The organism is Hymenobacter sp. H14-R3 (assembly GCF_030063445.1).
Lineage (GTDB): Bacteria > Bacteroidota > Bacteroidia > Cytophagales > Hymenobacteraceae > Hymenobacter.
Map to the genome: position 1 here is coordinate 21529 of NZ_JASITD010000017.1, position 24225 is coordinate 45753.

General features: G+C 60.1%; 23 protein-coding genes and 2 pseudogenes. 9 read left to right on the forward strand and 16 right to left on the reverse strand.

The genetic code is table 11. The features are described 5' to 3' along the window. Positions 1–94 precede the first annotated feature (94 nt). The 7 genes from trpS to QMK33_RS15590 form a co-directional block, all read right to left on the reverse strand. Positions 95–1069 carry a tryptophan--tRNA ligase gene (gene trpS / locus QMK33_RS15560; RefSeq protein WP_283565531.1) on the reverse strand — a complete coding sequence of 325 codons (975 nt, stop codon included), beginning with the start codon at positions 1067–1069 and terminating at the stop codon, positions 95–97. A 10-nt stretch (positions 1070–1079) separates the two neighbouring features. Continuing rightward, on the reverse strand, positions 1080–1763 hold the full coding sequence (locus QMK33_RS15565) for a hypothetical protein (RefSeq protein ID WP_283565532.1): 684 nt from the start codon (positions 1761–1763) through the stop codon (positions 1080–1082). Between the two features lie 56 nt (positions 1764–1819). Then, positions 1820–2572, reverse strand: coding sequence for a queuosine precursor transporter (locus tag QMK33_RS15570; protein ID WP_283565533.1), 753 nt, complete (start codon positions 2570–2572; stop codon positions 1820–1822). 114 nt (positions 2573–2686) lie between these two features. Then, positions 2687–3604, reverse strand: a complete 918-nt coding sequence (locus QMK33_RS15575; protein WP_283565535.1) for a ribonuclease Z — start codon at positions 3602–3604, stop codon at positions 2687–2689. Between the two features lie 166 nt (positions 3605–3770). Then, a complete protein-coding gene (locus tag QMK33_RS15580) occupies positions 3771–4145 on the reverse strand; it encodes an STAS domain-containing protein (protein WP_151089188.1) in 375 nt (124 codons plus the stop codon). 117 nt (positions 4146–4262) lie between these two features. Further along, entirely contained in the window at positions 4263–5141 is an 879-nt protein-coding gene (locus QMK33_RS15585) for a DUF4198 domain-containing protein (RefSeq protein WP_283565536.1), read from the reverse strand. 58 nt (positions 5142–5199) lie between these two features. Then, positions 5200–7038: a glycosyltransferase gene (locus QMK33_RS15590; RefSeq protein ID WP_283565538.1), complete on the reverse strand. Its 1839-nt coding sequence runs from the start codon at positions 7036–7038 to the stop codon at positions 5200–5202. Between the two features lie 359 nt (positions 7039–7397). Here QMK33_RS15590 and QMK33_RS23620 point away from each other — a divergent pair, with 359 nt between their 5' ends. Beyond that, on the forward strand, positions 7398–7733 hold the full coding sequence (locus tag QMK33_RS23620; RefSeq protein ID WP_502867071.1) for a protein-tyrosine phosphatase family protein: 336 nt from the start codon (positions 7398–7400) through the stop codon (positions 7731–7733). Positions 7734–7818: 85 nt separating this feature from the next. Beyond that, positions 7819–8448, forward strand: coding sequence for a nitroreductase family protein (locus QMK33_RS15595; protein ID WP_283565539.1), 630 nt, complete (start codon positions 7819–7821; stop codon positions 8446–8448). An 81-nt stretch (positions 8449–8529) separates the two neighbouring features. On the opposite strand, the gene QMK33_RS15600 is transcribed toward QMK33_RS15595, so the two are convergent. Further along, on the reverse strand, positions 8530–10419 hold the full coding sequence (locus QMK33_RS15600; protein WP_283565540.1) for an alpha-amylase family glycosyl hydrolase: 1890 nt from the start codon (positions 10417–10419) through the stop codon (positions 8530–8532). Positions 10420–10647: 228 nt separating this feature from the next. Between QMK33_RS15600 and QMK33_RS15605 the strand changes: the two genes are divergently transcribed. Beyond that, entirely contained in the window at positions 10648–11106 is a 459-nt protein-coding gene (locus tag QMK33_RS15605; protein ID WP_283565541.1) for a hypothetical protein, read from the forward strand. Positions 11107–11363: 257 nt separating this feature from the next. Here QMK33_RS15605 and QMK33_RS15610 read toward each other — a convergent pair whose 3' ends face one another. From QMK33_RS15610 to QMK33_RS15615, 3 genes and pseudogenes are all read right to left on the reverse strand, one after another. After that, entirely contained in the window at positions 11364–14168 is a 2805-nt protein-coding gene (locus QMK33_RS15610; protein ID WP_283565542.1) for an IPT/TIG domain-containing protein, read from the reverse strand. 78 nt (positions 14169–14246) lie between these two features. Next, a pseudogene (locus tag QMK33_RS23625) lies at positions 14247–14699 on the reverse strand (lamin tail domain-containing protein); the annotation flags it as partial. A 325-nt stretch (positions 14700–15024) separates the two neighbouring features. Then, a complete protein-coding gene (locus tag QMK33_RS15615) occupies positions 15025–16404 on the reverse strand; it encodes a T9SS type A sorting domain-containing protein (RefSeq protein ID WP_283565543.1) in 1380 nt (459 codons plus the stop codon). Between the two features lie 221 nt (positions 16405–16625). On the opposite strand from QMK33_RS15615, the gene QMK33_RS15620 reads away from it, so the two are divergent. The 3 genes and pseudogenes from QMK33_RS15620 (at position 16626) to QMK33_RS15630 (ending at position 18699) form a co-directional block, all read left to right on the forward strand. Next, a complete protein-coding gene (locus tag QMK33_RS15620; protein ID WP_283565544.1) occupies positions 16626–17039 on the forward strand; it encodes a DUF6960 family protein in 414 nt (137 codons plus the stop codon). Positions 17040–17264: 225 nt separating this feature from the next. Continuing rightward, positions 17265–18089: pseudogene (locus tag QMK33_RS15625) on the forward strand (urease accessory protein UreD). Between the two features lie 43 nt (positions 18090–18132). After that, on the forward strand, positions 18133–18699 hold the full coding sequence (locus QMK33_RS15630) for a YdcF family protein (protein WP_283565546.1): 567 nt from the start codon (positions 18133–18135) through the stop codon (positions 18697–18699). Between the two features lie 152 nt (positions 18700–18851). Here QMK33_RS15630 and QMK33_RS15635 read toward each other — a convergent pair whose 3' ends face one another. Then, positions 18852–19874: an RNA ligase (ATP) gene (locus QMK33_RS15635; protein WP_283565547.1), complete on the reverse strand. Its 1023-nt coding sequence runs from the start codon at positions 19872–19874 to the stop codon at positions 18852–18854. A 213-nt stretch (positions 19875–20087) separates the two neighbouring features. After that, positions 20088–20255 carry a transposase gene (locus QMK33_RS23630; protein ID WP_502867072.1) on the reverse strand — a complete coding sequence of 56 codons (168 nt, stop codon included), beginning with the start codon at positions 20253–20255 and terminating at the stop codon, positions 20088–20090. A gap of 26 nt (positions 20256–20281) precedes the next feature. Between QMK33_RS23630 and QMK33_RS15640 the strand changes: the two genes are divergently transcribed. Beyond that, positions 20282–20572, forward strand: coding sequence for a hypothetical protein (locus QMK33_RS15640; protein ID WP_283565548.1), 291 nt, complete (start codon positions 20282–20284; stop codon positions 20570–20572). Then, the gene (locus tag QMK33_RS15645) at positions 20563–21411 is read left to right on the forward strand and encodes an IS3 family transposase (protein ID WP_283565549.1); all 849 of its coding nucleotides are present in this window, start codon (positions 20563–20565) and stop codon (positions 21409–21411) included. The genes QMK33_RS15640 and QMK33_RS15645 overlap by 10 nt, the downstream gene beginning before the upstream one ends. A 22-nt stretch (positions 21412–21433) precedes the next feature. On the opposite strand, the gene QMK33_RS23635 is transcribed toward QMK33_RS15645, so the two are convergent. Together QMK33_RS23635 and QMK33_RS15650 are read right to left on the reverse strand one after the other, a co-directional pair. After that, positions 21434–21667, reverse strand: a complete 234-nt coding sequence (locus tag QMK33_RS23635; RefSeq protein WP_502867069.1) for a transposase — start codon at positions 21665–21667, stop codon at positions 21434–21436. A 41-nt stretch (positions 21668–21708) separates the two neighbouring features. Continuing rightward, entirely contained in the window at positions 21709–22077 is a 369-nt protein-coding gene (locus QMK33_RS15650) for an IS5 family transposase (protein ID WP_283565550.1), read from the reverse strand. Between QMK33_RS15650 and QMK33_RS15655 the strand changes: the two genes are divergently transcribed. Further along, positions 22066–22530, forward strand: a complete 465-nt coding sequence (locus QMK33_RS15655; protein ID WP_283565551.1) for a DUF7683 domain-containing protein — start codon at positions 22066–22068, stop codon at positions 22528–22530. The genes QMK33_RS15650 and QMK33_RS15655 overlap by 12 nt on opposite strands. A gap of 91 nt (positions 22531–22621) precedes the next feature. Here the strand turns inward: QMK33_RS15655 and QMK33_RS15660 are convergent, their stop codons facing one another. Then, a complete protein-coding gene (locus tag QMK33_RS15660; protein ID WP_283565552.1) occupies positions 22622–24091 on the reverse strand; it encodes a glutamate synthase subunit beta in 1470 nt (489 codons plus the stop codon). Positions 24092–24225 lie beyond the last annotated feature (134 nt).

Consider the following 24225-nt stretch of genomic DNA (forward strand, 5'->3'; position numbering starts at 1 on the left):
CATTTGGTTCGTAACCCCGCCGGGAAGGAAAGATTGCCTCGCTCCATTTCTGCTTGATGCGCAGAATGTTGCGCTCGCAAGGACGAACGATTAATTACTGGCCATAGCCCACTTTTTGCCGCACCTTGGCCAGCACGCCCGCGCCGTATTCCTGCGCCCGCTTGGCCCCGATGGCCAGCTGCGCGTCAATCTCCGGCAGGTTGTTCAGGTAGAAAGTGAATTTCTCGCGTTCCGTGGCGAAGCGCCTCAGTATCAGCTCGTACAGCTCCTGCTTGGCGTGGCCGTAGCCGTAGCCACCGGCCTCGTAGCGCTGGCGCAGGTTGGCGGTTTCGGCGGGCGTGGCCAGCAGCGAGTACAGTTTAAAGGTAACGTCGGTGGCGGGGTCCTTGGGCTCTTCCAGCAGCGTGCTGCTCGAAATAATGGTCTTGATGGTCTTCAGCAGCTCCTTCTCGGGCGCAAACACGTCGATGATGTTGCCGTAGCTTTTGCTCATCTTCTGGCCGTCGGTGCCAGGAATGGTCATCAGCTCGGCATCGACGCGGGCCTGGGGCGGCACCAGCGTATCGCCATAGCGGCTGTTGAAGGTGTGGGCAATGTCGCGGGCTATTTCGAGGTGCTGCACCTGGTCTTTGCCCACCGGCACAATGTCGGCGTCGTAGAGCAGGATGTCGGCCGCCATCAGCACCGGGTAGGTGAAGAGACCGGCATTTACATCCGACAGCCTATCGCTCTTGTCTTTGAAGCTGTGTGCATTAGCCAGCATTGGGTAGGGCGTGAAGCACGACAAGTACCAGGTCAGCTCGGTCACCTGCGGCACATCGGACTGCCGGTAAAACAGATTTTTCTCGGTATCAAAGCCGCAGGCCAGCCACGCCGCCGCCACGGCGTAGGTATTGGCGCGCAACAGCTCCGGGTCGCGCACGGTGGTGAGCGAGTGCAGGTCGGCAATAAAATACAGCGAGTCGTTGGCCGGGTTTTTCGACAGCTCGATGGCCGGGAGGATGGCCCCGAGCAGGTTGCCCAGGTGCGGGCGGCCAGTGCTCTGGATGCCGGTGAGGATGCGGGACATTAGGACGTTGTTAGTGGCGGGTAGAATCGGAAGCCGCTTTTTTAGCCTGTTTGGCCAAGGCTTGCTGCTTCATGAACTCATAGTGAGAGAGGGGTAGCTGGTAGGGCTTGCCGGCGTTCAGCGCCCGAATGACAGCCGGCAGGTTGTCCATTGTGATACGCTTTTCGTCCAGTAGCTTTAGCAAGTCGGGATGGCCAGCCAGAAACGGCCGCACTGCATCGCGGAAGCGGTTGCCTCCAGCAAAGGAATAGAAGGCAGGCTGCACGGAGACGTACGTACTGTCGGTAGGGCGGCGCAGCAGGTAGGCGCTCATCGCAGAAACACCGCCCCCCGTCATGGCTCCACCGGCGCCCATCATCATGGGGCTGCCAACGGTGTAGTCGTACCTCATCAGCATCACCTGCCCACTATCCAGCTGCTCCACAAAGGCCTCGTCTACGTCCGTGCCGAAGCCTCCCTGAACGCGAAAATCACGCGCCGTCGTATACTGCCGCTGCCCAATTATAAAGGAATAGAGCTGCGCTGGCTTCAGCTTGACGGTGGTGCCATCTGGGGTTTTAATTACCAGCTTCGAGCCGCTTTGCAGCTTTATCTGGCCGGGGTATCGCACCGCGCGGTTATCAGCCAACACGTAAGAGCCTTCCGCAAACTTTTTGAAGCCCGTGCCTTGGGCCTGGCTGCTCTGGGCCAACATTAAACCCGCAAATAGCAAAAGAAGGCGCATGGTGGTGGAGCTAGTAATTCAAAAAATCATACACTAACGTCTTCCGCCGCCGCCTCCTGCAATTCCGCCGTTTCGGCTGGTCCTAAGTAACGGTCAATAGCATAATGCGCCAGATACAGCACTGGCGTTAGCACGATGGCCGCCGCGAATTTATACCAGTAATTGAATTTGGCGACGCTGATAACCTGCTCCATCGACCAGTTGCCGAACACGTGAAACGCCACGTAGAGCACCACAAAGCTGTCCACTAGCTGCGAGATGAGCGTGGAGCCCGTGGCCCGCAGCCAGATATACTTGCTGCCCGTGACGCGCCGAAACGCCTGAAACACACTGGCATCCAACACCTGCCCAATAATGAACGCCACCAGCGAGCCGATGATAATGCCCAGCCCCTGCCGAAAAATGCTCTGGTAGGCAAACTCAATATTGAAGGGCCGGCCCTGCGCATCGGTCTTGTTCAAATCGAGCCAGAAATCGGCCGGAATCAGTTTCGTAGTGCCCAGAATAACCAGGAAGGCGTACAAAATCAGCCCCACTGTGAGGAACGTGATGCGCAGTACGCCCTTGCGCCCGAAATACTCGTTGATGACATCGGTGGTGATGAACACGACCGGCCACACCAGCACGCCCGCCGTGAGGTTGCCAGTGAGGCCAAAGGACTTTTCGACCGAAAATATCTTGACGCCGATAATCTCGGCCAGCAGCGCATTTACCAAAAAAATGCCGCTGAGCACCAGGTAAAGCTGCTGTTTTTTGTGGGCGTGGGTGTTAGTAGGCATAAAGTAACGTCATGCAGACCGCAGGGTAGCATCTCGCGTGGGAGCATCTGACGAAGCGAGCGAGATGCTTCCCTGCGGTCTGCATGACGTTACTTTAGCAAACGTGCGAGTTGCTTACATGCTCACCAGCAAGCCTTCAGTAGCCAGCTCGGTCCACTCAAAAACGGCCTTGGCTTCTTGCAAATGCGGGTCGAGCTGCTTGTAGCGCGACGAAAAGTGGCCGATGAGCAGGCGGTGCACGTCGGCGGCGCGGGCCAGCTCGGCGGCCTGCCGGGCGGTGCTGTGGTGGGTGGTAGCGGCCCGCTCGCGCAGGTCGTGCAAAAAGGTAGCCTCGTGGTAGAGTAGGTCAACACCCTGCACCAGCTCGGCCAGCGCGGGTGTGTACATAGTATCGGAGCAGAAGGCGTAGCGGCGCGGCCGGGCGGCGGGCATCGACACGTCGGCGTGGGCCAGGGCGGGGCGGCCGGTGGCCTCGTCGGCGGGCAGGTCGTGGCCTTGGGCCAGCTGGCCTAGCTCGGTGGGGGTGAGGCTGGCGGGCAGCAGCTCCTTCACCAGCTTGGCGCGGCGCGGCTGCTCTTCAAACAGGTAGCCGCTGCATGGAATGCGGTGGCGCATGGGCAGCGACCACACCCGCACCAAGGCATCTTCATAGACCACGCCATGGGCCTCGGTATCGACGGGCACGAAGGTGATGTCGTAGAAGGGCTGCATGCGCGAATGCAGGGCCTGGGTGGTAATTACCAGCTCCAGGCCGGGTGGGCCTACTACCGTGAGGGGCTCCTGGCGGCCTTGCAGGCTGAGCGTACTCAGCAGGCCAAACAGGCCCAGGTAGTGGTCGCCGTGCAGGTGCGAAATGAAAATAACCCGCAGCGAGCTAAGGCGGCGGCGGTGCTCTAGCAGGCGCAGCTGCGTGCCCTCGCCGCAGTCGATGAGGTAGCGGCCCTCGCCCACGGCCAGCAGCTGCGCCGTGGGGTGGCGGCCCACCATCGGCGTGGCCGAGCCACTACCTAGTATCTGAAGCTCGAAAGTCACTGACGTTTAGCTATTAGCTCTTGGCTGCCAGCTGTTAGCTTTTTCAGAAGATGAACCAACGAGTAGCTTCTGAAAAAGCATAACCGCTAGCTATCAGGTGCTGGCTTTCGTTGCAACGAGAAGCTAACAGCTAATAGCTAACGGCTAACAGCTTATTAAAAAAAAACTATTCTTTATCCGTCAGGTCGCGCTCAATAGCGTGCAAAAAGATGCGGTCGATGCCTTCCTCCACGGTGGGTAGGATGTGCAGTACCGATTCCAGCTTGCTGATAGTGATGAGCTTCAGCACGTGGTCTTGCAGGCCGGTGAGCACTAGCAGGCCACCCGTCGAATTGCAGAGGCGGTTGGCAATCAGGATGCTGCTGAGCCCCGACGAGTCGGTGTATTTTACGTTTTGAAGGTCGAGTATCAGGTTGTTACTACCTTCCGCGTTGAGCTTAACAAACTCCGATTTCAGGTCAGGCGCGACGGTCGTATCAAGCTTTTTTTCATCAATGGTGATGACGGTATAGCTCTCTTTTTTATCGATGGAGTACTTCATAAAAACCGCGGCGGGAGAATGAGAATTTGGTGCTGAGAAGCGAAGGTAAGGATAAAAAGGAAAACGCAGAATCAGGCAGAAGTGCACGTATAGCGCTAACTACTTGGCAGGGTGGGGCTAGTACGTTTTGGCAGCGGTTTGCGGGCCACCGAAGGTGAGTGAGGCCCACGTGCTGAGCCAATCGGCCCGGTTGGCCAGTTGGGGTAGGGCAGCCTCCATGCGCACCGTAGCCAGCAGGTAGGGGCCGGCACCGGGCAGGCGCAGCAGCACCCGGCCCTGGGCATTGGCGTGGGTAGTGAAGTGCACAACAGCCGGCGCGGCAGATGGTTGCACGGCTGAGCGAACTCCCGCTTGCCACACCTGCACCAGCGCGCCCGGCACTGGCTGGCCCTGGGCCAGCACCCGCACCGTGAGGGCCGCGCCGGGCCGCAGGCGGTAGGGGTTTTGCTCGGGCACCAGCTCCAGCGGCAGGCCCAGCACCCGGCTGAAAACGGTGTCGGCGGCCGGCGTGGGCAGGTGGGCCGCCGGGCCGTGGGTGGCTAGCACCAGCGCCTTGGCGCAGCGGCGGTAGGCTTCGCGGCCGGGCTTGGTGGCGGTTTGGCCGGCTTCCTCGCGCTGGCGCAGGGCGGTGCTTAGGCCTTCTCCGCGCAGGTAGGCGGTGAACTGGGCCGCGGGTAGCTCTATAAAGGACAGCTGGCTGGTGAGCGCCACCAAGTGCGTGCCCGGCGCGGGGCAGTGCAGCACTGGGGCCACCGAGTCGGCGAGCAAAGCCGGGCGCAGGTCGGTGGAGTCGGCCGGGCCGCCGGGGCCAAAGCGCACGAAGCGTCGTACCCGGCGCGTGGGCCGGGGCCAAGTTTCGCCAGCAAAGCCTTCGCCTACTAGCAGCTTAACGGGTACAGCTGCGCCCTCCGCTACGCGAAAACTGGCCGGTTGCAGCCAGAACTCGTGGGCCAGGGCAACGGCGGGTAGGAGGAGGAGGGCGAGTGTCTTTTTCATTAGGGGTGCGTGGGAAGTTACCTCCGCAAACCTCAGCGGTAACTTCCCGAACGATATCCTACTGCCGCTCCAGGGCCAGGGCGTAGGCGCGGTCGTAGTACACGCGCAGGTTTTTCCAGTCAAAAATATCGGCCGAGCTCTCCACGCGGTTGCGCTGGCTGATGCGGTCGCGGCGGCTCAGCAGCACAAAATTCCAGAGCATGTCGGTGAGTTCCTCGGCCGACTGGTCGAACGTGCGCTCTTGGCGGCGCACCACGAAAATGCCTTTTTCCTCGTGCTCGGGCACGTTCTTTTGCACGTAGTCGCCAAAGCCCGAGAGGTCGCTCGTGATGGCTGGCACGCCGCGCGCCGCGCACTCCAGCGGGGTGTAGCCCCAGGGCTCGTAGTAGCTGGGGAACACGCCCAGGTGGCAGCCGCGCACAAACTGCCCGTAATCCATGCCAAACAGGGGCGAGGTAGTGCTCACAAAATCAGGATGATACACAATCTTCACGCGGTCGTGCTGGTTGTTCACCAGGTTGGCGCGGCGCACGAAGTTGAGAATATCATCGTCCTGGTCGTTTACCAGGTTGTGGGTGATAACGGAAGGCAGGGCCGCAGTTTTCCAGCTTTGCAGGCCGCGGCGGTAGCGCAGCTTCCAGTAGTCGTCCACCATGCTGTCGAGGTCGGGCAGGCGGTGGTCGGCGCTGGCGGCAGCGGCGTAAAAGAGGCGCTCGCCCACCTGCTCCTCGATGGCGCGGCAGGTCTGGCGCACTTCCTCCAGCTGGGCGCGGCTTTGCAGCACCAGCGGGTTGATGCTGGTGTAGGGCCGCTTGGTGATGAAAAACATCACTACCTGGCCTTCCAGCCCGCTGGCTTGCAGGCGGTGGTTGAGGCGGGCCAGCGCCTCCAAAGTCAGGTCGAAGCCCTTGTTGTGGTATTCGTAGCGGCCCGACGTGAACAGGTAAAGCGTCTGGTCGAGGTCGAAAGAATAGCTCTGAAAAAAGTGGGCCATCACAAACTCGTGGATTTTATCCTTGTAGAGCTTGTGCAGGTTCTGAAACTCGTGCAGGGCCACGAAGCGCTCGATGTTGAGGCCGTTGGGCAGCACCGCGTCGGGTATTCTATCCAATAAGTAGATGCATTCGCGCACGGTGAGTTCGCTCACGGTAGTAAACACGTGGCTGCCGTGGGCGGCGGCGCGCTCCATGCTCACGGCCGGCTCAATATTGAAGTGCCGCGCCTGGGTGCGCCAATCCACCAGCATGAGGTGGTCGTAAAACTCCGGGTCGTTCATGGCCAGGTAGCGGCCTAGTAGCGTGGCGTGCGTAGTAAATACCAGGTGCACAGGTGCTTGGCGGCGGCGCAGCTCCGGAATGGCCACGCCCGTCATCCACTCGTGAAAGTGGGCCACCACCTTCCACTGGTCCACTGTTTGGCGGGCCACGGTTTCGATAAACAGGGTAGCCAGATGGCCAAAGGCAATCACCTGGTGCAGCAGGTCGTCGTTGTCGGGGGCGGGTATCTGGTGGTCGCGCCAGAGGTCGTTTTTCAGCGTGCCCAGCTCGTTATATTTCTGAAACGGGTTGATGAGTACCACGCGGGGCCGGCCCGTTACGAGCCACACGCCAAGGCAGATATCCATTCCCTGGGTGCGTAGCGTGCGCACGGCCTGGGCGTAGGGGTCGTTCATGCTGGCCAGCTGGTCGTCGTCGTAGCTCTCGAACTCGCCCTGCGCCTGTTGCGGAAAGTAGGGGCCCAGCAGGCAGTAGCGCCCGCCCCAGGCCGGCATGGTGGCCGGCACCTTGGAGCGGATAACGGTGTAGATGCCACCCACCTGGTTGCACACCTCCCAGGCAACTTCGATGAGCAGAGAATCGGGAAACAGGGCTTCGGGCGCGTGGGGCTGTGGCTGCATAGCGGGTGGGACGGTACGAAATTATAAGCAGAACGAATGTAGGGGCGTAGTTCAGCTTACACCAAATGCTTATTCATACGGCAAGCCGGCGCAAGAAGTGGCTGTCTGGCTAAAAACAACCGGCCCCGGCCCTTTCTTTGGCGCATGGCTGATGCGTTTCTGACCTCCGTTCCGTGCCCCGTTTTGCCCTTAAGCCGCGCTTATAGGGTACTGCCCAGCCGGCTGCTGGCCGGCAGTTGCGCGCGCTGCTGGGCCAGGGCATTCGCACGTTTGTAAATCTCATGCACGACGACGAGCGTAACTACGACGGCGCGGTGATTCCGGGCTACGAGCGCGAGCTGGCCGAATAGTTTGCTGCCCTGGGCGTAGCCGCCACCGCCCACCGCCTGCCCATTGTGGACCTCGGCGTGCCCACCGCTGCGCACATGCAACGCATTCTAAATGTACTCGATGCGTTATTGGCCGCGGGCCAGCCGGCCTACGTGCACTGCTGGGGCGGCCGCGGGCGCACGGCTACGCCACCGGACCGCGTACCCTGGATTTTGTGCAGCACCTGCGCCGCACCGATGCCAAAAGAGACACCGAACCGCCGGAAACCCCCGCCCAGTGCCAGCTGGTGCGCGAGTGGCCCGCGGGGGCGTAGCGGCCGCTATGCCCAGCCTGCGCTGGACCAGCCCAAACTACGCTGGTACTAAAGGAAATAGGCGGATAAAGACCCGCTACAAAATCAAATTAAGTCCTTCCCGGTTTACCCGGCTCACCTGATTCCTTCTGCTACTTATGGCCGACCTTCTCAATGTGCTCCCGACCGAGCACTCCATTTTGCCTCAATTGGCCCAGCGCCGCAGCCCGCGCGCCTACACCTCCCAGCCGGTAACGGCCGAGGCCTTGCAGCAGCTTTTTGTGGCTGCTGGCTCGGCTTCTTCGTGCTTTGGCGAGCAGCCTTGGCGCTTTGTGGTGGGTAGCAAAACAACTAGTGCCGAGGCGTTTGGCAAAATCCTGGGCACACTGGCCCCGTTCAACCAGCCCTGGGCCAAGGAAGCGCCCGTGCTGGCCATCAGCATCGCCAAGACCACCTTTTCGCACGACAACAACTCCAACGCCTGGGCTACCCACGACGTGGGCCAGGCCGTGGCTACGCTGGCCGTGCAGGGGGTGGAGCTAGGCCTGCAAATTCACCAGATGGCTGGTTTCTCGCAAGAGGCGGCCCGCACGGCGTTCAATATTCCGGCCGATTACCAGCCGGTGGCCGTGTTCACCATCGGCTATCCCGGCAGTGCCGATGCGCTGCCCGATGGCTTGCGCGAGCGTGAGCTGGCCCCCCGCAGCCGCAAGCCGCTGGCCGAGTTCGTATTTGAAGGCGGCTGGCCTACGCTGGCCGACGAGCGCTACGACCAAGCCCCAGTATAATTGTGAAGGAGAGCGGGGTGAAGGAGTGAATGTTTTCCGCAACATTCACTCCTTCACCCCGCTCTCCTTCACTCACTGCATTTAGCGCGACAGAACTACTACGGCGTAGGCGCCCAGGGCAACGCGGCCGTGCTGCGGGTAGCCGTCGTAGGAACCTTTTTTGGCCTGAGTACCAAAGCTGGGAAAATTCTGAAAATCAGCATCATAGCCAGCCCAGTCTGAGTTGAAGCGAACTTTCCACTCGCCCTTGGCGGGCAGGCCGATAGTGTAACCCTCGTGGGCCACATTGGCAAAATTGGCGATGACGATGGTGGCATCTTCGGGGTGGCCGTCCCAGCGGGCGAAGGCGATGACCTTGGCGTCGTTATTAATGTGGAAGACGTGGCAACCCTGGCCGCGCAAGCCGGGCGTAACGCCGCGCAGGTCGCGCCGCAGGGCAATGAGGTCGCGGTAAAGCTGGGTGAGGCCGGCGTGCGACTCAGCCCAGGCCCACTCGAGCGGCTCGGTGTCGTTGAACGCGCCGGGGGCCAGAAACTCCTGACCCTGAAATAGCATCGGGATGCCGGGGGCCGTGAGCGTGAGGGCCGCCCCGAGTACAGTGCGCTTCTTGGCAAAGTAGTTTTCGACATCGCCGGGCACGATTTCTTCGGGCAGACGGCTCTTGCCGTTGGCTACTTCATCGTGGCTTTCGGTGTAGATAACGCGCTGAAATGCATCGCCATTGTAAGCTGTGCAAATGGCGCGGCTCACGGCGTGCATGTCGCGGTCGGCATCGGCAAAGGTTTTGAGGGCCTCGTGTATTGGGTAGATAAATGATGACGACCACTGGGCCGAGAAGCCCTCGCCGCCCTGCTCCGTAGTGGCCGTAATGGCGTGATTGCCGCGTAGGTCTTCGGCGATGGTGATTTTCCAGGGCTGGCGGCTGCGGATTTCTTCATTTACCCAGCGCATCAGGGTCCAGCCATCGGGCAGGTCGGCACCGGGGTCTTCTTCGCCGCGCACGTTACGGATGAATGCGATAGCATCCATGCGCAGGCCATCGCAGTGGTAGTCCTCCACCCACATCAGGGCGTTGTCGAGGATGTAGCGGCGCACCTCGGGGCGGCCGTAGTCGGGGCGGTTATGGCCCCAGGGCGTTTCGGCGCGCCAGTCGTTGTAGAAATAGATGCCGCCGCCGTCGTTTTCCTGCCAGCCATCAAATTGCCACAGGTCGAGGTCGCCGGGGCCGAAGTGGTTGTACACCACATCCAAAATAACGGCGATGCTGTACTGGTGAGCGGCTTTTACGAGTTCGCGGAAGGCTTCGGCTCCTCCGTAGTCGCTTTCCAGCGCGAAGGGATTGGAGGGGTTATAGCCCCACGAGTAAGCGCCCGGAAACTCGGTGGCGGGCATAATCTCAATGCAATTGATGCCCAGGCTTTGCAGGTAGCCGAGGCGCTCAATCACGTCGCGGAAGGTGCCCGGCTTGTCGGCTTCCTTGGCGTTAAAAGTACCGATGTGCAACTCGTAGATAATGAGGTCGTTCCAGGCGGGCATCTGGAAGTTATCGCCTTCCCAATCAAAGTCCTGGGTATCAAATACCAGCGAGTGGCCGGCCGAGTTGGTGACGGCGCGGGCGTAGGGGTCGTTGCGGGTCAGCTCGCCAGCGGGCGTAGTGAGGGCAAATTTGTAGCCGTCGCCGGCTTTCACCCCGGGCAGGTCGGCGGCCCAGTTGCCATCGGCCTCGGCCTGCAAGGGATGCGCCTGGTTATCCCAGTTATTGAACGTGCCAACTACCGCCACGGCAGTGGCCGCCGGGGCCCACACCCGGAAGGTGGTGCCTGCCGCGTGGGGCAGGGCCCCAAAGCCATCGCGCACCGGCGCAACCGGGGCGGGCGTAGTAGTAGTTCTGGCTGAGGCGGTAGGAATAGCTTTAGCGATAGGAGCCGCCGGTTTGGCAGTCTTAGTGTTCGAAACGGTAGGGGTAGACATAAAAAAAGCCCCCACGCGGGCTCTATATGCGGAGCCTCACCGGCGCGGCTGGCAGGTAATGAGGCTTGTACGAAGGCTAACCGGATTAGGATGTGCACGCCGCTGCTACCGCTAAGCCAACTAGCAAGCTGCCGGGGGAACTATCGCCCAGCTGGCACGGTTGCGCGCCCACCCTGCCCCGCTTGCGTGCTGCTACGTAAGCTACTCTAACGAGGCAGCCCCTTGCCTATGGACGTTGCGCTACCCGCCGATAAGTTTGCCTGCGCCTACGAGCCCGCTACCGCCACGCTGCGCGGCAGCTGGGCTGGGCCGGTAGCCGCCGCCACGCTGCCTGCTTGCTACGCCCAGCTGCTAGCCATGGCCCAGGCGCACGGGGCGTGCCGCTTTTGGCTCCTCGACATGCAGCAGCGCGACTGGCACGATGCAGCTTTTGCGCAGTGGTTTGGTGAGTATTTTGTGCCGCAGGTCAGCGCAGTTTTGGGCCAGCCGCTATTCATGGCCTGCGTGGTGCGGCCTGCTCAGCGGCTGCAAGTAGAGGATGGCCGCACCGAGCTGCTGCTGCGCCGGGCGGCGGCGTTTACTATTTTCCCTTTCTATTTCGACAACGCCGCCCACGCCCATGCCTGGCTGCGCGACCAGCAAACCGGCGACCGGTCCCTGGCCCGTCGGGCGGCCACCAGCTACTAACCGGCCTAAGCCACCTCTAGGCTCATGCGCAGAAAGGCCCTGGGCAAGCTGCTCTTGTCCTTACCCAAATCTTTTTCGGACTACCCCGAGATAGCATCAAGGCTCTTTTTTGCTGGCTGCCTCCGCTTAAAAAGTAGTGAATAGGGCAATCAACTACGCAAAAACGCCCTTCCGGCCATATGGCCGGAAGGGCGTTTTAGTTTTGGGTAAGGACAAGGGCAACTTGCCCAGGGCCTTTCTGCACATGAGCCTCACCGCTACTCTTTCACAAACCGGCGCACCACCCGGCCCGCATCGGTGCGCAGCTCCAGCAGGTAGACGCCGGCTGGCAGCTCGGCCACGGCCAGCGCAGTAGTGCCAGCCCGCGTGGTGCCGCTCAGCACTGCCTGCCCGAGGGTATTGCGCACCACGTAGGCTGTGGGTAGCCTGGTGAGCAGGCCGAGGTAGTCGTGGGCGGGGCTGGGGGCCAGCACCAGCTCGGGGATGGCAGCTGCGGTAGCGGCCACGGCCACGGTGGGTGAGTAGGCCACGGTGCTGTCGGTGTCAACCTGCCGCAAGCGGTAGTAAAGGTGCCCTGCGGGGGCAGTACGGTCGGGGGTAATATAAGCGTGGGCCTGCGTGCTGCGGCCCTGCGCCGCTACGCTGGCCACGGCGGCAAATGCGCGACCATCGAGCGAGCGCTCTACCACAAAGCGGGCGCTGCCTAGCTCCGAGGCGGTAGCCCAGGTTACCTGCACGCCGCCGGGCCGGCGGGCCGCCGTAAAGCTGGTCAGCTGCACGGGCAATGGGTTTATAGCGTTGAGGTTATCAGGATTGGTAGCGCCTAGGGCAAAGTCGGAAAACGAGGTGATAGTACCCGACGTAATGGTGCCGCTGGCCGTTGGGCCGGTAGTGGTGGTGGCCACGCCCGAGCTGCCTGCGTTGGCCCAGGGCGTGGTGCTGTCGGTGCGCTTGGCCACTACCAGGCCGGGGTCGTTGGGCGCGGTTACGCCATCATTGGTGCCAAAGCTGAGCGTAACGGTACCCGTAAAGTCCATCGGCTGCGCGGACACCGTGGTAGCACCGGGGGCAGTGGCAAATGGGCTGAGCGTGAAAGACCGCACCCGGCTGATACGCACCAGGTCGGGGCCGCTGGCATCAGGGCTGGCCAGGGTGGTGGGCGTGGGCCGGCCCTCCAGCTGCTCGGCCCGGTAGTAGGTGGTGCCGGTTTGGGTGCGGATAGTCAGCGTGAGCGGCCGGTACGCCGCGCCTTTGCCCACCGGAAACATGCAGGCGGTAGCACTGCTCACCGCCCCCACCGGCCGCACCAGCGGCCCGCTCACAAAGCTGGCATCCGAGCCGCCGGCTACCGTGGCCGTAGCGGGCAGCGTAAGCACATTGGTGGCATCAGTGGCTAGCAGGCCCGCCGTGAGCGTGAGGGTGCCGCCCACGGTGAGCGGGCTGGCCAGGGTGGCCGTGCCGCCGGCCTGGCGATTGATGGTGAGGTTTTTGAGCTGCTGAAAATCTGACTCAAACGCAAGGCTGCCCAGTGGCCCGGTACCCCCAACAACCAGGCTCATAGCGGCCGAGCCCGTGAGGGTACCGCTGGCGCGTGTAGTGGTGCCATTCAGCGTGAGGGTGCTGGTATTGTCGATGTGGATGCTGCCCTTATCCAGCGTTAGCAAGCCATTGACTGTCAAGCCAGAAGCAACTTCCAGCACATCATCGTAGGAGGAGAGGCGCAGGTTGTTTACCGTGGTAGCGCCCGGTGTCAGCCGTAGTGTGCCGATAGGACTGGTGCCGGTATTTTCCAGGTCTATTGAGGAACTGGCCGATGGCGTAACCGTTCCCAGGCCATTTTTAGGGGTACTACCATTGAAAATAGTGGCTTGGCCGCCACTGGTAAATCTCAGCGTGTTGGCGTTGAGTTGCAGAGTGGTGCCAGTATCTAAAAAATACCCGCCCGCCACGGCATTACCCAACTCCAAATTAGTGCTGCCGCCGGTGTCAGATAGGATAGCCCCACCCTTGGCCGTCCGTGCATCCAATTCTAATAGAACGATATCGTTGCCGTTGCCCGTCAGCGTCTGGGGCGTGGCCGATACAAGCGCGAGCGTAATCTTGCTGGCAGAAACCGTGGCGAAAGATGCCCCGTTGAGCAGCGTAAGATTGCCACGCAGCGCCACAGAAGAAACAGAGGGCATAACAGCCCCGGCTACCACAGTGGCATCTAGTATTAGGTTGCCGGGCACAAACGTGCCATTTCTGGTGGCATTCACATTCTCAGCAAAGCGCTTGGTGCCACCAGTCAGCTTCAGGTTTTGAAGGACGAATCTGCTGGCAGAAGACAGCACCGGTAAGGTATAGTTACCCGCCTGCGCAAAGTCGATGGTGCTGCTAGCATCCTGCACGCCTTGCGTGATGTTGCTATACGTTGCCGAGGCCACATTCTGCAAAACCAGCGTGCTGTTAGCCAGTTGGTCGAGCACGCCCTTGTATGTAAAGCTAGTTGGGATAACCAGTGAGGCATCAGCGGCCAGTACAGCCTTCGAGCCAGTGCCAGTTACAACCCAATCAGCAGTAAAAGAGCGACTTAGGCCACTAATGATGTAAGAGGTATTATCGGCCAAAAAATTGATTGGCGCGGCTCCGCTGCCATCCGCGTTCGCCCCGAACGAAGCCGGCAGGTTGAGCGCTCCGCTGGCTTTGGCGTAAAACGTAGTAGGCGTGGCCGTTACCACAAAATTTGTGGCCGAAGTAGCCGTGCCGTTGCCAGTCGTCACGCCGATGGGCCCCGTGGTAGTACCTGCCGCCACCGTGGCCACAAGGGTGCTGGCATCCGTCACGCTAAAACTAGCTGCCGCCGTGCCGTTGAACCGGACGGCGGTAGCGCCCGTGAAGCCCGTGCCGGTAATGGTAACTACCGAGTTGACGGGGCCGCTGGCGGGCGTAAAGCTGGTGATGGCTGGGATGGCCGTATTGCAAATATTGGCCGTATTGGCAGAATTACGAGGGGCCGCCGCTAGTAATGTGAAGTCAGCGGCGTTGTTATTAGTGTCAGTGCAGCCATTATTTTTTCGCATTACAGCGGCCATATTATCGTTTGGCCCAGGGGCTGGTCCTGCCCCTTCAACGCAAGTAGTGGCTGAGCCGTAGCCTACCAAGTCTAGCAGATTAGCTGTGGGGCACGTAATTGATAGCGCAGTAGTACCAACAACTAAAGCTACTTTACCCGAACCAGCTGCTAGGTTCAGCAAACCAGTTACCTCTGGGGTTGGTAGAGACGCTCCTGCTGCACCGCTGGCTCCGCCTATTAGGTAGTAGCCCCCGGCCGCAATAGTCCCGGATAATGAGACACTAGTCCACCCAGTGCCACCTGATGAAGCATATTGAGCAGAGAGCCCATTCAGTGATTGGCTGCTGGATGAGTTATTGTGCAGCTCTACAAAATCGCGGTTAAAAGAGGCACCACTATTACCCCCACCGCCATATACTTGGCTGATTACGACCCCAGCCTGCCCCCAGCCCAATGAGGGAAACAGCAGCAGCAGCAGAGCTAGCACAAGGGCCGAATAGCGCCGTAAAAAAGAGAAATGAGTAGATGTTATTTCCATAAAAAACAACAGTGCGTAAGATGAGCTATGTAAAATAATCAAAGAAGTTAACCACAAAGATACTGAGAATCTGTTTTATGTGGGTTCAATTTTAATTATTTGTTGACTTTTTAGTTATTTCTTTTCTTCAAAAAGTCAATTAATTAAGTGTGTTCGTAGTTTATTAGAGTAATAGTATAATTATAATTAAATATTTACGCACGCAGCAACGACAGTTGTTTTCAATCGTTGAACAACTATAGTAACATCAGCGGCATAAATAGACACAAAAAAGCCTCCGTTTACGGAGGCTTTTTCAAAAGATAAGAATTTAAAAATCAGTCAATTAATCCACTTTATTAATGCGGCGGGTCAGGCTGCCATCCACGGTGAGCAGGTAGCTGCCGGCGGGCAGCCCAGCCAGGCTCAGTTGGCCTGAGGCGGGCAGCGTAGCCGTGTGCACGGAGCGGCCCAGCAGGTCGCGCACTTCGGCCAAGTGGCCGGCGGCCGGGCCAGTAGCCAGGCTGATGGTGAGCATATTCTGGGCCGGGTTGGGGTAGAGGGCCAGCTGGCCTTGGGTGGCTTCGAGGCGGGTGGCCAGGGCGGTGGCTACCGGGGCCAGGGCCACCCCGCGGAAGGCTGCGTTGGTGCCAGCGGTGGCTACCGCAGCGGGCAGGGCGGCGGTGCTGGGAGCCACGTTGTAGCCCGCGTTGTCGGTTGCGGTATAGAGGCTGCTGGTGCTACTGGCCATCAGGCTAACAGTGGTGCCGCTCAGGCTGCCCGCGAGGCCGCGCACGGTGGCCGTGGCGGTAATGGTGCCGTTTAGCACCCAGGTGCTACCCACCAGGCTCCACTTCTGGATGCCGCCTGCGGCACTGCCGCCCCCGTCATCGGCCACATATAGCACGTCGAGGCCCGGCACCGTAGCGCTTTGGTCGGTTAAGAGGAAGGCACAGGAGCTGGCGCTGCTCGCGCTAACCGTCGGAAAGCCCGCGAGCAGCGTTTGGGCCTGCCCGCTTGTGGTGGGGAGCCCGGTGCCTACCTGCACCACGCCATACGTGGGTGCCGAGCCTGAGCTAACGTACAGGTTGCCGCCAAAAATGCCAACAGCCCGGTCACTGGTGGGCGAGCCGGTAGAGATGCTTTTGCTGGCTGCCACGTTGGCAAGTGGCACGTACACTACGCCGCCCGCGTTGCCCACGGCGTAAAAAGCCGAGCCGTTGGCCGAGGCAGCCCCCCGGATGTTGGCCCCCGAAGAAGCGGTGCCGCTGAACGCATCCGTGATGCGCGTGGTGGTATTGAGGGTGCCATCGGCCGCAATGCGCCCAATGAGGCGGTTGGTGGTGGCGGCCGGCGTGTTGGCCAGGGCGGCCGCGCCCGGCACTGCGTTGTAGCCGGTCAGCACCAGGTAGCGGCCATCGGCCGAGCGCGTGAGGGCGGCATCGGTGCCGGAGGTGCCGGTTTCGGTCAGGGCCAAGTTGGGGGTGGCGTCGGCTACTGGCAGGGCAATAGTTTGCACCAGCGTTCCGGCGGCCGTGTATTCCAGCAGGAAGGTGGCGGTGGCCGCCGAGGTAAGCGCAGCCGTGCCATCGCCCACGCGGGCCACTACGTAGTTGCCGGCCGTAAAGGCTTTTGGGGTCTGGGCCGCGGCGGTAGCGGAACTTAGCAGGCCCACGGCCGCGCTCAGCAGCCCAAGCCGCTGCAAAAAGGAAGAAATAGATTGCATAAAATTATCTGCAAATGCAAGGTGGTATAAGTAAAAATTTAAATTCCACAGAAATGGTTGACAAAAATAGGGAGATTATTGGCTAGGTGCCAGACACCAAATAGCAGCAAACGCTTAACTCGCTGACATGCTGACCTATAAGTTTGTCAGCTTTGTTAGTGGCAACCCCAGCCAACTATTTGCTGTTAGCACAGGGCCTACGCCCGCTTTTTACCTGCCTTATGCCTCGCCCCCGTCCCGTTGTTTTTGGTTTGTATGCTTGGTCGCCCGACTACGGCTACCGCTACCTGCACCCCGCCAATCGCCGCTCGTTTGAGCTGCTAGAGCCGGTGGGTAAAGTATTTGAGAAAGTAAGCGACCTCGACGATGACTCCGATTGGATAACGCTGCGCTACGATGAGCAGCAGTTTCTGGTACGCGGCGAGCTGTTTAAAGAGCTGTACAACAAGCCCTCATTCGGCTTCGGCGACCTGGTAGAGGAGGTGCAGCCCGCCCCCGGCCAGCCCGCCCACCTGGGCCTGATTTCCGATATTTATTGGAGCGAGAGCCAGGACCGCGCCACCTTCCAGCTGGTGGAGCGCAAGCGCAAGCTGGCCCGCATATTTGAGCCCGAAGAGCTACGCAAGGCTGTCTGAGCCACGGATTCATCGGATTTTGTGGGCGATTATGCCAGTGCATCCAATCAGCCGCCTTTGCCGGCTTACAGCGTGTGCGGGCGATTACGCAGGCACACGCAATTCGCCATCTTTGCCGAATAGGTCAGATTTTGCAAGCGGGTAGCGCCCGAAGGTAATCGCCCACAAAATCCGATTAATCCGATAAATCCGATAAATCCGTGGTTCAGGCAGCTACTTTGTGGAGTGCGCTCACGGTGGCGCAGGTGCGGCTGCACGCTGCGGCTGGTAGCCAGCCGCAGCGTGCAGCCCCTTAAGATTATCAACCCCAAGTCGGCTGGCCTGGCCTGCCATGCCGTGCTGGCCAGCTACGGTGGCGGCCTCGTGGCCGGCGATTGCATCCGGCTGCGCGTGCAGTGTAAAGCTGAGGCGCGCCTATTGCTCACTACTTAAGCTAATAACTTCATTTTCAAGATGATATATGGTAGCCGGGCCGTGCAAATACCCGGAGGCTACCTCGCCGAAAACGCCCTGGCCGTGGTGCTGCCCGATCCCCTGGTGCCCCAGGCCGCCAGCCGCTACCACCAGGCTCAGCACTGGCACCTGGCCGAAAGCGCCACCCTGCTGCTGGCCGACTGGTACCACGCCGGCCGCACCGACCTGGGTGAAAAGATTGCCTTCACGTCAGTTGCTACGGAACTGAAGGTGAGCGTAGCCGGCCGCTTGGTGCTGCTCGACCGCTTCGCCCTGCGGCCCGACACCTCGCAGGCCACGTTTGGGCCCTATAGCTCGGCGCTGAATATCTACCTGGTGGGGCCGCCCGACGGCGCGCAGTTTCAGCAGCTGGCCACCGCCCTGCGCCAGCTGCCGCCGCCCGGCAAAACGGACCTGCACGCCACCCTGGCCGGCTGCCCTGCCGTGGTGGCCGTGACCCAGACCCGCGATAATGTACTGCTGGTGCGTGCCTTGGGCATGGCGCGCCGCGACCTGGAGCCCGTGTATCAGGCAGCAGCGGCGGCGCTGGCGGGAGAAACGCTGCTGGGGTTTAACGCGTTGGAGCGCAGGCATTAAGCGTTTTCTAATTATGGCGCACCGTCCTTCTGGTCTCAGGAAAGTGAAAGGTATCCTTCTGATGCTGGCCGCCTGGCTGCTGGCGCACACGCTGCTCATCACGCTGGATGGCCTGCGCGACCGCCGGCAGCACGCCGATATCGGCGTTATTTTGGGCAATAAAGTCAACGAGGATGGTACGCTCTCCGAGCGGCTTACCCAGCGCCTGGCCTGCGGCTTGGCGCTCTACCGCAGTGGCCGCGTCCCGCGTTTGCTGGTCAGCGGCGGGCTGGGCCGGGAGGGCTTTTATGAGGGCACCAAAATGCGCGCGTATCTGCGCCGCCACGGCGTGCCCGATACCGCCATTGTGGTAGACAATGCCGGCAACAACACGCAGCAAACCGTGCGCAATACGGCGCGGCTGCGCGCGCAGCTGCCCATTCGGAGTGTGCTGGTAGTGTCGCAGTTTTACCACATCAGCCGCATCAAAATGCTTTTTCGGCAGGCGGGCTTCACGGAAGTGAGTGGCGTGAGCCCAATCTATTTTGAGCTGCGCGATATATACTCGCTGCTACGCGAATTCGCGGCTTATTATCAGGGGCTATTTTTTACAGAAGTACCTGAAAGTTAATAATTTACAAGTAACCTGATTCGGTGCTGCTGGCTGAAATGTGCACAGTAAATGGCAATGCCACCTATTGCCTCACTGTCACCAGCAATCAAGCGGGCCGCAGCACGAGGTTTTTACTCCGCATTGCGGCCCGCTCAAATGCGGAGCGGCGGTTATTTTTCTTTAAGCAAGTGCTGGTTGGAAATTATTTTGCACGACACCCGTGGGCCGCTGGCGGGATAGTGGCGCAGCACAATACCTTCGCGTACAGGCTGTTCCATAAATATAGAGGCTGCTTCAGCCTGCGCCAGCGCGGCTGCGCAGGTAGCCGGCAGGCGATAGGCGGCGTCGAGTACGGGAACTTCCTGTAGGCCCATGTGCTGCACTGCCAAGCTAGCCGCAGCGGGCGGCAGGTAACCAGTAGCCTCGTCGAATACGTTGAATAGGAAGAGCTGGCGGCCCGCAATCCGGTAGTAGTTACCGTTGATGCCCTCGCCAATAATCTCGCCCTGCAAGGCCAAGCCCGCCGAGCGGCCCGTGGCGGCGGCGTAGGCACGAATCTTTGCCTCCACATCGAGGGCCACCGCTACGTCGGTGTACAGGCCTCCCGCATCGGGCAGCAGGTCGAGGTTGCGCGAGCAGAGGCCAAATTCGCCGTCGCGCAGGTAAAACGTGGCGCTCGTGCCGTGCAGTTTTTCCGTAATGACATAGTCGGCGTCCTTAGGTAGGTCGGCCCAGCAATTCTGGATGCGCTCCTCGTCCGTTTTGGGCAGCCAAGCGGGAAAAACGCCTTTGGCTACGCCGCTCAGGGCGGCGGGTAGCGGCGGGTCGTACTTGGTAATACCCAGCAGGTCCGTCACATCGTCGCCCTCTAGGGGCGGGGTAGCCAAGGGCCCCAGCACCGCCAGCGGTAGCAGCAGCCCCTGCGAAAGCTGCCCGCGCAGGCGCATGGTTTTGAGCCGGAACCCCTCGGCACCCGTCGGCAGCTTCTTGTAGCTGCTGGTCCGCAGAAACTCGAACCGCTCCTGCACTGGCAGCAAGGAATCGACTTCGCAGTACACGGCTAAATCGCCCACTGCCAGCTCGTTCTTCTTCACCACGCACTGCCAGCCGTCTACCAGTGCTAACTCAATAAGGTCGGCCCCCGCAATGGGTTTTAGCTCGGCTACTTTGCGAATGGAAGCCAGTTTTCTCATAGTTATTTTGAAATTTCAGGGTAAGATATTATTTTAGTGAGGGCCGGAAGCTCACACCGCTGCCGCAAATTGGATAAGCTGCAAGCACGAAAAAAATAAACCAAAGCCCACAAATAACCATATTCGACAAGAATTTATGACAAAGCTTGAAAATAAAATTATGAAACTAGTAAAGGCCAGTGACGGGACTAAGGCGTGAGGACAATTAATGAATTAAGTAATACAATATATTGCAGCGCAAATATACCAGAAGCCAAGAAAAGAGACGATGGTTTTTTCATAGCGCGTGGCCAGCCGGCGGTACTGCTTGAGCCGTCCAGAAAAGTGCTCAATTTTCTTGCGCTGGCGGTAGGTCTGTAGTACTCCCCAAAAACTGGACAGATAAAGCGGGCTAGCTTAGCCCGATTATGACTCCCAAACGCACCCGCTGTCGCTACACGGCCGAGTTCAAAGCCGAAGTGGCCCTGGCCGCCCTCACCGAGCGCCAGCCGCTGGCCGAGTTGGCCGCCCACTACCAACTGGCTACCACCCAAATCACGCGCTGGAAGCTTCACTTGCGCCAGCAGGCCGCGCAAGTCTTTGCCGATGCGCCGGCGGCGCCGGCCCTATTGCCCGACGTAGAGCCTTTGTATGCCGCTATTGGCCGGCTGCAAATGGAAAACGCGCTGCTAAAAAAAACGTTGGGTCCATGTCAGTAGCCCAGCAACGCGCCCTGGTCACGCAAGCTGACCCGGCCAGTTCGGTGCAGGCCCGCTGCCAGGCCCTGGGTCTCTCGCGCAGCAGTTTCTACTACCAGCCCGGCGGGGAGAGTGCCTACAACCTGGAGTTGATGCGCCTGCTGGACGAGGAGTTTACGCAGCATAATTTTAAGGGCGTGCTCGGCTTACGCGACCATTTGCGCCTGGCCGGACACGTCGTCAATGAAAAGCGCGTGCGCCGCCTGGTGCGCCTGATGGGCCACGAGCCGGTCTACCCCAAGCCGCGCTTATGTATTACTGGTCAGTGCGTTACGCCCTATCCCTACCTGTTGCGGGACCGCCCGGCCACGGCCCCCAACGAGGTCTGGAGCACGGATATCACCTGCGTGCCCATGGCCAAAGGCTTTCTCTACCTGGCCGCCGTACTCGATTGGCACTCGCGCTACGTGCTGAGCTGGCAGCTCTCTAACTCGCTCGACGTGGGCTTTTGCCTGCAAGCCCTGGCCGCCGCCTTGCGCGTGGCCCCGGCCCCGCATATCTTCAACTCCGACCAGGGCAGCCAGTTTACGAGCCTGGCTTACGAGCAGGCCTTGCTGGCTGCCGGCTGCCGCATCAGCCGCGATGGGCGGGGCCGCGCCACCGACAACGCCTTCATCGAGCGCCTCTGGCGTACGCTCAAATGGGAGCACATTTACCTTAACCCCGCCGATGACGGCCACCACCTCCATCACCAATTGCAGGCGTACTTTGCCTACTACAATCACCGCCGTCCCCACCAAAGTCTGAATGGCCAAACCCCAGCCCAGGTCTTCGCTCAACCTTCTTTTACCAAAGTATAACCATATTACTTAACAAGCCCCGCTAAACTGTCCAGTTTTTGGGGAGTAGTACAGTCTGTTGGTCTAAAGCGAAAGGCTCGACCCGATTGGAGCGATTTGGAATCACCGCCTCAATGCCCTGTTCGGCGCAGTAAGCCCGGTTTTCGTCACTGTCATAGGCCGTATCGGCCAGTACTTTGCCTGGTTGCAGACCCGCCAGCAAGGGCAGCGTCTGGGGCGTGTCACCTGCCTGGCCCATCGTGGCAATCAGGCGCACGGCGTGCCCCTGCGCTTCGACACAGGCGTGAATCTTCGTGCTTACTCCCCCCTGGCTACGGCCCAGGCATTCGGTTTGGGGGTCGCTTTTTTTTGGCCCGCCGAATGCTGATGGGCCCGCAGGATGGTCGCATCGAGCATCACCCAGGCTAAGTCGGGCGTTTGGACGGCGGCGAAGAGCCGCTCCCACACCCCTTTTTTAGCCAATGGGCTAAAGCGTCTGCAAGCCGTATTAGACTTGCCGAAGCGCTCAGGCAAGTCGGCCCAGGGGCAGCCCGTGCGGGCAATCCAAAGCACTGCATTGAAAAACAAGCGATTATCTTTGGCCGTTACCCCACAATCACTGGCTTTGCCCGACAATTGGGGGCGAACCACCTCCCAGGTAATATCTGAAACTTCGTGACGACGCATAAAGGTAAGTTAAAAACAAAGATATATTACCCGGCTTTATTGTCCTCACGCCTTAGTTGGGAAGACATTGCATTTCAGCTAAATAGAAGCCGTGCGTCGTTAAAAAAAGCAAAAAATATGCTTTACGAGGAAGGATATATTTGCAACCGTTATGGAGGTGGTATTCAGCTATTTAGCAGGTCAATAGATGTTTACGAAAAAGAATACCGCAAAAGATTAAGTGAAAACTATCATGTTCATGGCATCATGACAACTCGTGCGGAGGTGTTGGTAGTAGAAATAGAATTGCCAAATCAGATAACAATTAGTCAGCTAAGGAAGGTAATTAGCTATGTGCAGGACGACTATTATTATCATTGGAACTATGGAATTGATGAGGGTAGTGCAGCTCTTTTTGAAAGAACTAACAACGTGAAGTTTGATTTTGAAAAGTTCGAGTATATTTTAGGGTAATGTGAATTCTGCAAAATGTGAAAAATGCCAAGTAAAAAAAGAAGCCCCGAAAGCGACTGCTTCCGGGGCTTCTTTTTTACCACCAAAACCCTCATCCAAACATCCCCACTGCGTTTTTGCTCGGCAAATTCGTCTTGCCCATCAAAAACATATCGACCTGCCGGGCGGCCTCGCGGCCTTCCGAGATGGCCCAGACGACGAGCGACTGGCCGCGGCGCATGTCGCCGGCCACGAACACGCCGGGGAGGTTGGTGTGGTAGGTGGTTTCGGGGGCGTGCACGTTGCCGCGCTCATCCAACTCTACGCCTAGTTGGCTGAGCAGGCCGCCGTTGGCAGGGCCGGTGAAGCCCAGGGCCAGCAGCACCAGCTGGCACGGGATTTCGCGGTCGGAGCCGGGCACTTCCTCGAAGCGCACGCGGCGGCCCAGGTCGTCGGTTTCCCAGGTTACGTCGCTCACGAGCAGGGCGCGCACCTGGCCGGTTGAGTCGCCGAGGAAGGCCTTGGTGTTCACGCCCCAGTAGCGCTGGCAGCCCTCTTCGTGCGAGCTGCTGGTGCGGAATACGGTGGGGTAGAGCGGCCAGGGCGTGTGAGCGGGGCGCTCTTCGCCGGGCTGGTGCATCATGGCAAACTGCGCTACTGATTTGGCTTGCTGGCGGTTAGCCGTGCCTACGCAGTCGGAGCCCGTATCGCCGCTGCCAATCACCACCACGTCGCGACCATCGGCTAGGATGTGCTCGCTGTCCAGGGGCGTGTCGCTCACGCGGCGGTTTTGCTGCGTGAGGTACTCCATGGCGTAGTGAATGCCCTTGAGGTCGCGGCCGGGCAGGGGCAGCTCGCGCGGGGCCGAGGCGCCGCCGGCCAGTACCACCGTATCGAAGGTGCGGCGCAGTTCGTCGGCCGAGATATCGCGGCCGATTTCGACGTTGTAGCGGAAGGTGACGCCGGCCGCTTCAAGCAGTTGGATGCGGCGCTCAATCACCCATTTTTCGAGCTTGAAATCAGGCACCCCGTAGCGCATGAGGCCGCCCGCGTGCGGGTCGCGCTCAAACACCGTGACCGTGTGGCCGGCCTCGGTGAGCTGCGCCGCCACGGCCAGGCCGGCCGGGCCGGAGCCGACGACGGCCACCGTTTTGCCGGTTTTGAGCACCGGCGCGGTGGGCTGCACGTAGCCCTTCTCGAAGGCAATTTCAATGATGTGCTTCTCGATTTCCTCAATGGCCACTGGCGCGCTGTGGATACTCAGCACGCAGGCCGACTCGCACGGCGCAGGGCAGATGCGGCCCGTAAACTCGGGAAAATTGTTGGTGGCCGAGAGGATATCGTAGGCCTCGCGCCAATCTTGCCGGTACACCGCCTCGTTGAACTCGGGGATGATGTTGCCCAGTGGACAGCCTGCGTGACAGAAGGGTACGCCGCAGTTCATGCAGCGGGCGGCCTGGTGGTGCAGCTCCTTCTCGGGGTAGAGGCCGATGAATTCCTGGTAGTGCCCTACGCGCTCGGTCGGGGCCGCTTTGGGCGGCGCGGTGCGCGGGTATTCTTTGAAGCCGGTGATGTTGCCCATGTGTGCAGCCCCACCCCCCGGCCCCCTCCCCTGCGGGGGAGGGGGAGCCTAGGCGGCGAGATGAATTAGAGTAGTCGTGAAAATTGAGTACTTGTGTAGTCAGAAGTTTCTAAGAAACGTCATGCTGAGCTTGC